The sequence below is a fragment of the Nostoc sp. PCC 7107 genome (genome assembly GCF_000316625.1).
GTDB lineage: Bacteria > Cyanobacteriota > Cyanobacteriia > Cyanobacteriales > Nostocaceae > Nostoc_B.
In genome coordinates this window covers 5,663,538-5,677,970 of record NC_019676.1, presented here as the reverse complement: position 1 = coordinate 5,677,970, position 14,433 = coordinate 5,663,538, and the positions used below count along the sequence as shown (strand labels likewise).

General features: G+C 36.6%; 9 protein-coding genes. 8 read left to right on the top strand and 1 reads right to left on the bottom strand.

Annotated elements, in window-relative coordinates; all coding sequences use genetic code 11:
* Positions 1–140: 140 nt before the first annotated feature.
* The 8 genes from NOS7107_RS24210 to NOS7107_RS24175 all read left to right on the top strand — a co-directional run bounded on the left by NOS7107_RS24210 (position 141) and on the right by NOS7107_RS24175 (position 12,224).
* A complete protein-coding gene (locus tag NOS7107_RS24210; protein WP_015115568.1) occupies positions 141–3,125 on the top strand; it encodes a response regulator in 2,985 nt (994 codons plus the stop codon).
* 54 nt (positions 3,126–3,179) lie between these two features.
* Positions 3,180–4,964 (top strand): response regulator, encoded by a 1,785-nt coding sequence (locus NOS7107_RS24205; RefSeq protein WP_015115567.1) that lies wholly within the window; start codon positions 3,180–3,182, stop codon positions 4,962–4,964.
* A gap of 89 nt (positions 4,965–5,053) precedes the next feature.
* On the top strand, positions 5,054–5,488 hold the full coding sequence (locus NOS7107_RS24200) for a KTSC domain-containing protein (RefSeq protein WP_015115566.1): 435 nt from the start codon (positions 5,054–5,056) through the stop codon (positions 5,486–5,488).
* 62 nt (positions 5,489–5,550) lie between these two features.
* Positions 5,551–5,808 carry a zinc-binding dehydrogenase gene (locus NOS7107_RS24195; RefSeq protein WP_015115565.1) on the top strand — a complete coding sequence of 86 codons (258 nt, stop codon included), beginning with the start codon at positions 5,551–5,553 and terminating at the stop codon, positions 5,806–5,808.
* A gap of 49 nt (positions 5,809–5,857) precedes the next feature.
* A complete protein-coding gene (locus tag NOS7107_RS24190) occupies positions 5,858–6,859 on the top strand; it encodes an NAD(P)-dependent alcohol dehydrogenase (RefSeq protein ID WP_015115564.1) in 1,002 nt (333 codons plus the stop codon).
* 358 nt (positions 6,860–7,217) lie between these two features.
* Positions 7,218–8,783, top strand: a complete 1,566-nt coding sequence (locus NOS7107_RS24185) for an ATP-binding protein (RefSeq protein ID WP_015115563.1) — start codon at positions 7,218–7,220, stop codon at positions 8,781–8,783.
* Positions 8,784–11,147, top strand: coding sequence for a WD40 repeat domain-containing protein (locus NOS7107_RS24180; protein WP_015115562.1), 2,364 nt, complete (start codon positions 8,784–8,786; stop codon positions 11,145–11,147).
* A gap of 3 nt (positions 11,148–11,150) precedes the next feature.
* On the top strand, positions 11,151–12,224 hold the full coding sequence (locus NOS7107_RS24175; RefSeq protein ID WP_015115561.1) for an ATP-binding protein: 1,074 nt from the start codon (positions 11,151–11,153) through the stop codon (positions 12,222–12,224).
* Between the two features lie 5 nt (positions 12,225–12,229).
* Here NOS7107_RS24175 and NOS7107_RS24170 read toward each other — a convergent pair whose 3' ends face one another.
* The gene (locus NOS7107_RS24170; protein ID WP_015115560.1) at positions 12,230–14,374 is read right to left on the bottom strand and encodes a tetratricopeptide repeat protein; all 2,145 of its coding nucleotides are present in this window, start codon (positions 14,372–14,374) and stop codon (positions 12,230–12,232) included.
* Positions 14,375–14,433: the final 59 nt, after the last annotated feature.

The following is a 14,433-nucleotide window of genomic DNA, read 5'->3' as shown; positions in this document are numbered from 1 at the left end:
TAGGGCGGTTTAGGCGCATATTTCAAGTATTTTTTCACGAAAAATATCATATAAGCATTGATAATAAATTACATAACACCAGAATTGCCACAATTATCAGATTTTTTATCATCGCAGTATATCAAAAAATAAATTTCAAAATGTTGAATTCAGACACAATTGATATTATTGACTGTAATCATGAGCCAATTCATATTCCTGGTTATATCCAACCACATGGGGTACTTTTAGCCTTAGAAGAAACACAACTAAAAATTATTCAAGCCAGTGACAATACTACTCAATATTTTGGTATTACCGCAGCAAATTTGATTGGTAAAGATTTAAATTACCTTTTTTCATTAGAGCAGATCCAGTTAATTAGTAATTATCTCCAACAAAAAACTTTAACATTTGTTCATCTGTTTGAATTAAAATCTGAACTGCATAACATTGGTGGAGAAAATTCTCCGAAAGTCTTTCTCGGAATTATCAAGCGATCGCACAATGTTTTAATCTTAGAATTAGAACCACATTCCTATCCAAAAAGTAGTCTGTTCCTGGGATATTATCATCTTTTAGAAACAACAGTTTCTCAGATAGTTAGGGCTAAAAACTCCTCAGAACTATTTCAAATTATTGTCGAAGAAGTTAGAAGAATTACTCAGTTTGATCGGGTCATGCTTTATAGATTAGAAGCAGACTACAGCGGAGTTGTGATTGCCGAAGATAAGCAAAGCCATCTAGAAAGTTATTTAGAACTACACTATCCAGCTTCTGATATTCCAGCCCAAGCTAGACAACTTTACTACGAAAAATGGTTGCGGCTAATTCCAGATATAAATTATCAACCAGTGCAATTAATTCCGCCCCATATATCCTTAGATCTGAGTAGAGCAACACTAAGAAGCGTCTCACCTTGGCATATAGAATACTTGCAGAATATGGGAGTTACAGCAACTATGTGTATCTCTCTGATCAATCAAAATAGGCTTTGGGGTTTAATTGCTTGTCATAATTACACACCTAAAAAAATTGATTATGAAACACGCAAAATTTGTGAATTTATTGGACAGTTTGCCTCGGTTGAATTACTCAATCAGAAAGAACGAGCATTGAATTCCTATCGCCAACAAGTTAAAGCAATTCAAGAACAACTTAGGCAAGCATTATCTAAAAAATTGGAATATATCGGCAATGTTTTTCAACGCAACGAGTCCAATTTATTAAATTTAGTCCAAGCTCAAGGGGTTGCGATATTATTAGAAGAACAACTAACATTGATTGGTCAAACTCCTACTGAAACAGAAATGAGAAAGCTAATAAATTGGCTTTCTGAGCAAAAACCACCAGAGATTTTTTCTACTGATTCTTTACCACAACTCTATCCCCCAGCTAAACAATTCAAAGATAAAGTTAGTGGCATTCTGGCAATTTCAATTTTTCTTAACCAAAGATCTTACCATATTATTTGGTTACGACCTGAGCAAGTGCAAACGGTTAATTGGGCTGGTAATCCTCATACATCAATTTCTGTGGCTGCAAATAAAACTTTGCGTCTAACGCCACGCAAGTCATTTGAACGGTGGAAACAAACAGTTCAAGATAAATCTTATCCCTGGCAAAACTTTGAAATTGAAGTTGCACAGGAAATGAAAAATAACTTGATGTTGGCAGCACTGGAGTTTTCCCATGTAGCGCTTCAACAAGCAGCTGAACAAGCAGAAATTGCCAATCGTGCTAAAAGTCAATTCTTAGCGAAGATGAGTCATGAATTGCGTACTCCACTCAATGCTATTTTAGGTTTCACCCAAATTATGACCCGGAATAGTTCTTTATCTCAAAGTGATAAAGAGCATTTAGATATTATTAGCCGTAGTGGTGAACATTTATTAGCTTTAATTAATGATGTTTTAGAAATGTCGAAAATTGAAGCCGGTCAAATAACCCTAAATGAAAGTTGTTTTGATTTGTATCGTTTGATTTACTCAATTCAAGAAATGTTTGCTTTGAAAGCCTCAGATAAAGGATTAAATATCATTACTGATTTGAGTGCAGAAGTAAATCAATATGTTTGTGGTGATGAAGGTAAGCTCAGACAAATACTGATTAACCTGCTAGGCAATGCTATCAAATTTACAATTGTTGGTTATGTGGCACTGCGAGTATCTTATGTTGATCATGCTTCATTTCCCAAAGAATCAGACAAGATAAATGTAGAATTTGCCATTGAAGATACTGGACTAGGAATTGCCGCTGAAGATTTAGAGTTAATATTTGAAGCATTTGCACAGGCTAAAGGTGGACGACAGTTTATGCAGGGTACTGGCTTAGGACTAGCCATTAGTCGTCAGTTTGCCAGATTAATGGGGGGTGATATTCGCACTCAGAGTGTTTTAGGTCAAGGCTCAACCTTTACTTGCAGTGTGCAGATGACTGTTGTAGATAAAGTGGATGTTTTGCCTTCTACACAATTAACCAGGCGAGTCATTGGTTTAGAACCTGGTCAACCTAAATACCGCATTTTAATTGTTGAGGATGTTGTAGAAAATCGTCAGTTGATGGTAAAGCTACTGAAGTTTGTTGGTTTTGAGGTGTGTGCAGCAGAGAATGGTCTAACAGCTGTTGATATCTGCAAAGCTTGGCAACCGCATCTCATTTGGATGGATATACAAATGCCTGTGATGAATGGTTATGAAGCAACTAAGCAAATTCGCGCTCATACTCAAAGTAAAGTTTTAGCAATCATCGCTTTAACTGCGAGTGCTTTTGAAGAAGACAGACAAGAAATTTTGCAAGTAGGCTGTGATGATTTTGTTGCCAAACCTTTTGACGAAACTGTTCTATTTGACAAAATGTCGCAGTATCTTGGTGTGCGTTACATTTATGCCGAAAATCAGCAAAAACCTTCGCCAGAATTAAAACACCAATCTCAAAAATTAACTGTATCTGATTTAGCAGATATGCCAACAAATTGGATTGTTCAAGTTCATGAAGCCGCACTAACGATAGATGATGAAAAACTTTATCAACTTTTCCAAGAAATTCCGGCAAACAAGCTTCAGCTTGCTGCTGCATTAAAAGATTTAGTGGATAACTTTCATCTAGAGACTATTATTAACTTGACAAAAGAGATTTTGCACTAATTTTTGATATTCTTCTCTTCATTATTCAGTTACATTTGACAAAAATTTTAAATTATGGACTTATTTAAATCATCTTCTATTCATTCTGCTTTAATTTTGCTGATTGATGATACCCCAGATAATCTACGTTTGTTAGCCAAGATACTTGAGTCTAAGGGATTTAAGGTAAAAAAAACCGTTAGCGGTAAAATAGCAATTCAGGCTGCACAAATCGAACCACCTGATTTGATTTTACTGGATATTAATATGCCAGAACTCAATGGTTATGAAGTTTGTCAGCAATTAAAATCACAAGAAAAAACCGCTAATATTCCAATAATTTTTATTAGTGCATTAGATCAAACTATAGATAAAATTAAAGCCTTTGAGTTAGGAGGAGCCGACTATATTACTAAGCCTTTTCAAGAGTTGGAAGTTTTGGCACGGGTACAAAATCAATTAATTATTTATCGGCAGAGGCAATTACTAATAACTCAAAACCACCAACTACATCAAGAAATTCAAGAACGTCAACAAGCACAAGCAGCTTTGCAAGCACTTAATAAGAGTTTTGAAAAACAAATTATCGAACGTACTGAGGAATTACAAAAATCTCTAGAATTTGAGGCAAGATTAAAACGAATTACAGATACAGTTCGTGACAGTTTGGATGAAGAAAAAATTTGGCAGGCAGCAGTGGCAGAGTTGGTAGTTGGCTTGGAACTAGATTGTTGTTATGCAACTATTTGCAATAATGATTTAAAAACTTGTGCTGTTGCTCATGAGTATAGAAATAATAGTGATATTGATTGGGGTATTAATTGTATTAAACAAGTAAAAAGCTGGGTGGGATTTCCTACAAAATTGCGGACAGAACACTGCACTCAATTTTGCTGGTATTTTCTCAATAGCGAGGATAAGAATGAACGGAAATATGCTATTTTATTATGCCAAATTTTTGATGATCAAAAAATTTTGGGTAGTTTGTGGTTGTTTAAATCAGTAACAAAAGCCTTTGATGAACTGGAAGTAAGGTTAGTTAAACAGTTAGCAAATCAATGTGCGATCGCTCTCCGTCAAGCTCGACTTTATCAAGCTGCTCAAGCACAGGTTGAAGAGTTACAACGACTGAATCAACTCAAAGATGATTTTCTCTGTTCTATCTCTCATGAATTACGTAATCCTATTGCTAATATTCAATCATTTATCCAGTTATTAGAAGCAGAATTAACGAGCCTCAAGCAACATAATCACAAAATATCCCAGTATTTGGCAATTTTATATGAAGAGTCAGCAGGCGAACTCCAGCTAATTCAAGATTTACTGGATTTGCAATATTTAAATGCTGAATTTTATCCCTTACAATTAACAACTATCAATTTGTCTGATTGGATTCTCTACACAATCGAAGTATTTATGATTCAATCTCAACAACAGCACCAAAATTTGCAAATTCAATTGGCTCCTGATTTACCATTACTAACTACCGATATATCTAGTTTGAGCCGGATTCTGCGTGAGTTAGTCAAAAATGCCTGTAAATATACACCTCCAGGCGAAAATATTACAGTCACTGCTCACCAACAAGATAATCAGCTGCATCTTTGCGTGGTTAATTCTGGTGTAGAAATTCCTGAAGTTGAACTATCTCGCATTTTTGACAAATTCTACCGCATCCCCAATATGGGACATGTAAGCGCTGGCGGTACTGGTTTAGGATTGGCTTTGGTGAAAAAACTAGTAGAACTTTTAAGTGGCTCTATTTTTGTTGAATCACGCACCAGAGAGGTTTGCTTTACCTTGGTGTTACCATTGCTTCCTCATATTCATGAAGACACGGTAAAAAAACTTGACGATTAAATATTTTTATAGTACAAATATACTAATCAATTTGCTGATTGTGTAAATATATTACACTCCACCACTACACCAGCAGGAGAGCCAAGTTAATGAAGCTATCGAAAGTAGACTTGAGCAGTTTAGTGGCGATCGCTCATTCTGAGGGATACTTGCAATTATTGCTTGATAGAGGTGATGAACTGGAATTTTTAGAAATTCCTGCACCAATAGAAGCTTACGAAGGTTTGCAACACTTGAGTGAGATTGTGGCAGAAACAGCAACACTTCCTATTGTGGAAGAACCAATTGCGATGCTACCAGTTAGCTCATCAATGGCGATCGCAGTTGGGTATAATGAGAGCGATCGCATTTTACAAGTAGAGTTTCACAACGGCGCAGTTTATCAATATGCCGAAGTTGAGCCTGAAACTTGGGAAGATTTACATGAGGCTGACTCTGTTGGTGAGTTTTTCAATGAAGAAATTAAAGGCAGATATCTGTCGGAACGCATAGATAATATAACTATAGTAGTACATAATTCGTGAATTAAAAGAACCCCGACTTTGTTAAAATTTGCTCGATTGTAGAAACAGAAAATCCCTTGGACATGAATTTAATCAAGAGCAAGAGTGTAACCTTTGTCTGGGAATCTATGTTTACTCGCCCGATGTATGAAACAGATGATATACAGGCTCAACATGACTTGTTGAAAGAAGTTTCTACATTGGTAGATCGACAGATTATCCAACACACCATGATAGAGAATCTAAGAGCTTCAACTCCAGACAATCTCGCCCAAGCTCATGCTCATTTAGAATCTGGACGAGCGATCGGCACGTTAGTTTTAACAGGATTTGCACAATAATACAGATTAAGTCTTTCAAGAATTGATATTTGAACAGGAGAAATTAAACATGATTCATGCTTATGCAGCCAACACAGTAGGTGCAGCACTAGAAGCATTTGAATACGATCCAGGTGTGCTGAAAGACCAAGAAGTGGAAATTAATGTTGAATATTGCGGACTTTGCCATAGCGACCTAAGTATGCTCAAAAATGACTGGGGCATCAGTCGATATCCCTTTGTGCCTGGCCATGAAGTTGTGGGAATGATTGCAGCTGTTGGCGATCGCGTTACCACGCTCAAAGTCGGTCAGCGTGTTGGATTGGGGTGGTCTTCCCATTCTTGTATGCACTGCGAATATTGTATGTCCGGCGATCACAACTTATGCCTAACCCTAGAGCAAACGATTGTCGGTCGATATGGCGGATTTGCTGATAAGGTACGCGCCCATGAAGAATGGGTGATTCCTCTGCCTGAAGCAGTTGATCCCGCTAAGGTAGGTCCGCTGTTCTGTGGAGGTGTTACTGTATTCAACCCCATTGTTCAATTCGATGTCAAGCCAACTGATAGAGTTGGTGTAATTGGGATTGGGGGGCTTGGACACATGGCACTACGATTTCTAAAAGCTTGGGGATGTGATGTCACGGCATTTTCAACCAATCCAAATAAAGAGTCTGAAGCCCGTGAGTTAGGAGCAAATCACTTCATAAACTCCCGCGATGCCAAAGCGCTCGAGTCTGTTACCAACTCGTTTGATTTGATTCTCTCAACAGTAAATGCTGATTTAGATTGGGCAATATACATTAATGCACTGCGTCCCAAAGGACGATTACATTTTGTAGGAGTCGTACCGAGTCCAATTCAAGCCTATGTGTTTCCTTTAATTGCTGGGCAAAAATCCATATCGGGTAGCCCTACAGGTAGCCCGATAACAATCGCAAAAATGCTCGATTTTGCTGCGCGTCATGGCATTGAACCTGTTACAGAAACTTTTGATTTTAGCCAAATAAATGAAGCGATCGCTCATTTAGAAGCAGGGAAGGCTCGTTATCGAATTGTTTTAAAGCATTAGAAATTAAGCATTGATCAATTGTGGGTGTATTGCCAATACCGTTTTATCCACAGACGAAGCTGTAGCCCTAACTTGATACTCCCCACGGCTTTTAGCCGTGGGATTCTTAAAGAGTTCAAGGGACGATAAGGGCGTTAAAGAGCTTACTGTATAAGCGTGCGACTGAAACCGACCAGTTCTTCGACCCATACTTGACACTCATGCAAAGCAACTATCCAATTAAGGGACTTCCAGAGAAGAAAATATACATTAGTTATGTTAAATTATATACAAAAAACTTATATAAGTATAATCTTAGTTCAAGAAGGGTTATTGTATAGTTTAGTTTATTTTTGTCAGTAGTCTTTAAGTATAAACTATGATAGAGTTTGCTGTCATTACTTCAGTAATTAAGAAATATGCACCTCAAGCTAGTCAACTAATTATTAAACAAGCTCAGAAAAACGAAGCTGTTATCAAAGTTTTACAAGAATTAAAACTCAATCCTACTCAAATTATTGATGACGTTGATACTGTTTATGCTTACACACTGGTAAAGTATGGAGTATTTAAGCCAGAAGCAATTTTAAATTTGTTGAGAGAGAAAGTAATTAAAGATTTTTTTTGGGATGCTTATAGTAATAATAATGCCTTTGGGTTTGTAGAAAATACCAAAAAATTTCTGTATCAAAATAGCGAACTAAAAACACAGATTATTCATAGTAAAGTTAATTTTTCGGCAGAATTAGAAGAATTTGGGGAAACTTTTATTGCAGTTGCTAAACAAACTAAATCTTCTAAATATCAGCCTTATCCAGATTGGAATCTAGATGTTTATCCCAAAGAGTTTAAAGCCTTAATTTTTGAAAAAACTCGCTTATTCTGTGGGCGTGATTTTGTCTTCAAAGCGATGAATAAATTTTTCGCCACTCAACCCAAAGGTTATTTTACCGTGATTGGGGATGCAGGGATGGGAAAAAGTGCGATCGCGGCTAAATATATTTCGATGCTCAAATGTCCTTGTTATTTTAATGTCTTCGCCGAAGGACGCAATAAACCAGAACAGTTTTTAGCTAACATCCGTCAACAATTGATTAAGCGGTATGCTTTGCAAAACTCAGAAAACGCTGATTTAAGAACTTTACTACAAAAAGCTAGTGAAGAACTCAAAGGACAAAAACTTGTCATTGTTGTTGATGCACTGGATGAAGTAGAACAAGCAGGAAATAGTAATCTTTTAGATTTACCTCAAAATCTCCCTGATGGGGTTTATTTTTTCCTGACTAGACGACCTTATACTCAAGAAACTAAACGTTTAACGTTGTCTCCTGATACGCCTGTGGATGAATTAGATTTAACAAAAAGTGATTATATAGCTGCGAGTCAGGAAGATGTCAAAGAGTATATTCAACTTTTTTTGCAGAATGATCATCAACTGAAAACTTGGATTAGCGATCGCCATATTTCAGAAGAGACTTTTACTCAGGAAATAGCTGTTAAGAGTGAAAATAATTTCATATATTTACGCTATCTATTACCAGGAATTTCTGAAGGTAAATATAACGATTTAACTTTAAAAGGATTACCCCAAGGTCTGCAAGATTACTATACAACTCATTGGCAGCGGATGGGGATGGATAATGAATCTAATGCACAAAAGGTAAAAATACTTTATATCTTGGTAGAAAGAGGTGAAGCAATATCTCTCAGAATGATTGCAGAAATTCTTGATGAAGATGAATATGATGTGAAATCGGTGTTAAATGATTGGGTTGAATATGTAACACCGAAAGTCAATGTAGAAGAAGGAAAAATTTACTATAGTATTTATCATCGGAGTTTCTTAGAGTTTCTCAAAGGACAAGATAAATTAGGTAAAGGACGCAAACTGTTTAGAGAAGTTAATAAAAGTATGGCTGAGTATATGCTCAACGAGATGGCATAAATGGGTAAACTTTCTACTAAATTAGCTGCAAAATCACCAGAATTTCAAAACTTGTTTATGGGTCAATTCCCTGAAAAACAATTAAAAGCAGGAAACTCAGAAACATATTATCAAACTCTCACAGATTTTGATTTTATTGCTCTCAAAATTCAATATCCAAACTTTGGAGTAGAAGCCCTCATTAGAGATTATGATTTGATTGATGATCCAGAGATATTGGCGAACTTAGAAGCAGACGAGAAACTAGATCCAGAAAAAATCAAAACTCTGAAATTAATTAAACGTGCTTTACAGTTATCCGCCCATGTTTTGAATCAAGATAAAACCCAATTAGTCGGGCAATTATGGGGAAGATTACAGGCTTTCCCACAGTCAGAAATCCAGAAAATTTTAGCAGATGCAGTCCAAAGTAAAAGTGAAATTCCGCGATTCCGTCCGCTTACAGCCAGCTTAACGACTCCAGACGGAAAACTACTGCGTACCCTCACAGGACATAATCACTCGGTAAGTGCAGTAGCAATTACACCAGATGGTCAAAAAGCCATTTCTGCTGCTGATGACAGTACCCTGAAACTGTGGGATTTAGAGACAGGAAAAGAAATTTTTACTTTCACTGGTCATTACAGCTATGTAAATACGGTAGCAATTACACCAGATGGCAAAACCGCCATTTCTGGTTCCGATGACCATACCCTGAAACTCTGGAATTTAGAGACAGGTAAAGAAATCTCTACCCTGACTGGTCATTACAGCTGCGTCAATGCAGTAGCAATTACACCAGATGGACAAAAAGCCCTTTCTGGTTCTGATGACCATACCCTGAAACTATGGGATTTGGAAACTGGGTTAGAAATCTTTACTCTCATTGGTCATGACAATTGGGTCAATGCAGTAGCAATTACACCAGATGGACAACAAGCTGTTTCCGGTTCTGATGACCACAACTTAAAAGTGTGGGACTTGGAAACTGGATTAGAAATATTTACTCTTAGAGGTCATCACAATTGGGTAAGGACTGTAGCCATTACCCCAGATGGTAAAAAAGCCGTTTCTGGTTCTTATGATAAAACTCTAAAAATCTGGGATTTAGATACAAGTCAAGAAATATTTACTTTAACTGGTCATCACAATTGGGTAAGGACTGTAGCCATTACCCCAGATGGTAAAAAAGCCGTTTCTGGTTCTTATGATAAAACCCTAAAAATATGGGATTTAGAAATAGGAAAAGGAATTTCTACTATTCCTGAGAAACGTTCTAATAACGACGCTGCAAATATATTAGACATTACTCCAGATGGCAAAAAAGCTGTAAAAATTTGGGATTTAGCAATAGGAAAGTCCATCTCTATCCTTACTGGTTATAACGAATGGGTAAATGCAGTAGCCATTACCCCAGATGGCAAAAAAGCCCTTTCTGGTTTAGATGACAAAACCCTGAAACTGTGGGATTTAGAAACAGACCAGGAAATCTCTACCCAAACAGGCCATAACGACTGGGTAAATGCAGTAGCTATTACTCCAAACGGTGAAAAAGCTGTTTCTGGTTCTGATGATAAAACTTTGAAACTCTGGGATTTACGAACAGGAAAGGAAATCTTTACTCTTCCTTTAGAAGCTTATGCAAATACAGGTCATAAAGGTTGGGTAACAGCAGTAGCTATTACCCCAGATAGCAAAAAAGCCCTTTCTAGTGCATCCGATAACACCTTAAAATTGTGGAATTTAGAAACATGTCAAGAAATCTCTACCCTCAGAGGTCATCAAGGTTCAATATGGGCAGTAGCTATTACTGCAAACGGTGAACAAGCCCTTTCTGGTTCAGAAGATAACACTCTGAAATTGTGGGATTTAGAAACAGGTCAAGAAATCTCTACCCTCAGAGGTCATAGAGGTGCAATCTGGTCTTTAGCTATTACTCCTGACGGTAAAAAAGCTATCTCTGGTTCTTGGGATAACACGCTAAAACTATGGAATTTAGAAACAAGTCAGGAAATTTTTACCCTCACTGGTCATACTTATCGAGTCAAAACAGTAGCAATTACACCAGATGGCAAAAAAGCTCTTTCTGGTTCTGATGATAAGACGATAAAATTGTGGGATTTAGAGACAGGAAAGGAAATTTCTACTTTGACTGGTCATCAAAACTGGGTCAGGTCAGTAGCTATCATTACCGATGGCAAAAAAGCCGTTTCTAGTTCCGATGATAAGACGATAAAATTGTGGGATTTAGAGACAGGAAAGGAAATTTCTACTTTTATTGGTGATACATCTATTGTATGTTGTGCTGTTTCTCCAGATGGCTTGATAATTGTTGCAGGAGAACAATCCGGGCGTGTTCATTTTCTGGTGTTAGAAGGTGATTAAAACGTGAATAACATCACCCAAAATACAAATAATATTCCTCGATATTCCCTAGAATTTCAGCAAATTATTAACGCTAAAAATTACAACTTTGTCGGGCGTGAATTTGTCTTTGCTGCTATCAACAACTTTCTTAATCAATATGACCGGGGCTATTTTACTATTATTGGTGAGCCGGGTATTGGTAAGAGTGCGATTATTGCTCATTATGTCAGCCAAAATCCCGGAATTGTTTATTACAATGTCGAGGTTTTGGGTAAAAGTCGCGTTGAAGAATTCCTGACTAAGGTTTGCACTCAATTAATAGAAATTTCTCAAAATCAAGGGATAAAAAATATATCTGCGGACTTGATTGAGTATACCAGAGAAGATAGTAGTTTTTTATCGTTGTTGCTGCAACAAATCAGCGACAAGTTGCATTATCCACAACGCTTAATTATTACAATCGATGGCTGCGATAGAATTGATATCAACAATCAACCAAGCGGCTCAAATATTTTCTATTTACCCCGCTATCTCCCAGAAAAAGTTTATTTTATCCTCACTCGTCGTCCTTTTTTGACAGATAAATCAGGTTTATTGATTGAAACCCCTTCCCAATCTTTAGATTTATCAGTCTACTTAGAACAAAATCGTGCTGATATCCAAGAATATATTAAAACTTATTTAAATGAATCAAGCTATTCTAATCATCATCTCAGCGATGTTTGGCTCAACATGATAAAACAAGGTTTTGATCATGATGAAACAAATTTTATGTATGTTAGCGAAATCTTAGCAGCAACTAAGGAAGATATTTACCCCCCGAACTTACAACTCTATTATCAAAATCATTTAGAAAAGATGAATTTAGCAGCTAGTAACCAACAAACAATAGCTTTACAGGTGTTAAATATCTTAGTTCAAGAAGAATCAATCTCAACAGCAATGATAGCCGCAAGATTAGATACAGATGAATATGAAATCAAGGTAATTTTAGATAAGTGGCGTGAGTTTCTCTGTTTGGAATCAATAGCCACAGAAATATATTATAGTCTTTATCATGGAAGTTTTCGTAATTGGTTGAGGCAACAAATTTAGTCTAACTAGCTAGTGATTAACTGCTGAAATCTTTCATTATTGGCAATTTCATCAAAATCAATATCCTCTGCTGCATCTTCTTTATATCTAGGATTAATTTCAATTGCTTGTTGCAGACATTCAATTGCTAATTCAGCTTGTTTTTGCAGTGCATAACAAGCTGCTTTGTTGTAATAAGCGATCGCATAATCTGGTTTAATGGCTATGGCTTGATTAAATGCCGCGATCGCATCATCGTCTAGCCCTAATCTTACCAGGGTATAACCGCGTTTATCCCACAGTTTCGGAGATTCTGGTTGGAATGTTAAAGCTTGCTCAAATGAAGCTAATGCTTCTTCATATTCATCCAATTCTATGAGAGACAAGGCACGATTTAACCAAGCCGTTGCATCATCGGGTTTGATTTTCGTCGCTTTATTAAAACAAGCAAAGGCTTGCTTATGCTGGCGGAGATTACCGAAAGCTACGCCGCGATCGCACCACGCTTGATGGTAATCTGGTTGCAGCTTGATAGACTGATCATAAGAGGCGATCGCATCTTGATAACGCTTTAATCTAGCAAAAGTTAAACCACGTTTCAACCAAGCAGTTGCATTCTCCGGCTGGATTTTAACTGCTTGATTGTAGCAGGCGATCGCATCTTCATATTGCCTTTGGGCAAATAAATCATCACCCTGTTGTAAATTAGCCTCTACGGATACCTGCGGTTCTGGAGTTTGTTGTTCTTTTGATTCGGTAATTTCTTGCAGAATTAACTCTTTGCGTTGTTGAGCATCTAATTGTAGCTCTGAAAGTTGCGCTACAAATTCCGTTTCTAATTTTTCGAGTTTTTCAAGGATGAATAACTTTTGTTTTTGAGCATTTATCTGCAACTCTGAAAATTGTGTAGCGAACTCTAACTCTGATTTTTCCAAATTTTCGATGATTAAATCTTTCTGGTTTTGGATATCTAATTGTACTGCTACTTGTAATTTTGCTAAATCTTCTAATAAAACCTGTTTTTGTTGCTCATACTCCGATGGTAAACCAGATAGTTGAGATGTCATACCATTGACTAATTCGGTGATATTTTGCAGTGTTCTATCTTTTTGTTGTTCTGCATTGACTCTAATTCCCGCCAACTCCGAGATAAATTCTGTTTGAATTTTACCTAATTCTTCTAGTAAATTATCTTTGCTTTGCTGACTATCAGAGCTTAATCCCGATATATGTAAATTAAAGCTTTGTTCTAATTCGGAAATATTGTTTTTAGTTTTATCTCTTTGTTGTTCCGCATCTACTCTAATTCCCGCCAACTCTGAGATAAAGTCTGCTTGAGTTTTTAATAAACCCTCAATTAAGACATCTTTTTGCTGTTGCAAATCAGATTGTAAGTTGGTGATTTGCGCTATAAAATCATTTTTAGACTTTTCTAAATAGTCCCAAGTTAAATGTTTATGCTTTTCAGTGCCTAATTTGATTTCGGAAATGTGCGAAGCAAAATCAGATTCTAAGTTCCCGATATTTTCTAAACTTGTATCGCGTTTTTGTACAGCCGTTAATTGAAGTTGTTGTAATTGACTACTAAATTCAGCCTCTATATTTTCTATATGCTTTTGCAGGTGATTAATTTCTATTTCTAAACTAGATAAAATACTATTTTTTGATTGTATTAATTCAGCAGAGAAAGTAGATAAATTATCTTGTTCTTGTTTTATATTTTGTTGTAAAGTTGCCGATTCATTTTCTAATTCTCGATTGATTTTTTTGACTTCTTGAATCAAATTTTCGGCTTCTTGCTTAACAATAGTTATCTGATTTTGTAACTTTTCTATGCCTTGTAGTTGTCCCATTGCTCTATCAACAATTTCTCGAATGGCGACTCGACGTAACAGCCAAAATAAAGCAATCACCGCGACAGGAAATAGACTGAGTATAACTAACCAGACGTTAAGTAAGATAGTTGTCTGATTCCCATTAGATGGAACTTGCTTTCGCAGCTGGTTTAGTTCTTCCCGTTCTGGAGTAGAGAGTACTTGGGCTACAGTTTGTGCTTTGACGATGGGTGGTATACTTTGTCCACTAGCCAAACCAGCAGACAGCAGCAAGGGTGAAAATGCGATCGCGCTTTTCAAGACTAATGCTAAAACAAATTGATTCTTGCTGTACATCACAACCATCTCGATGAGTTTGTGCCTTTTTCCAATCTATAACAGAATTTCGTTATCGG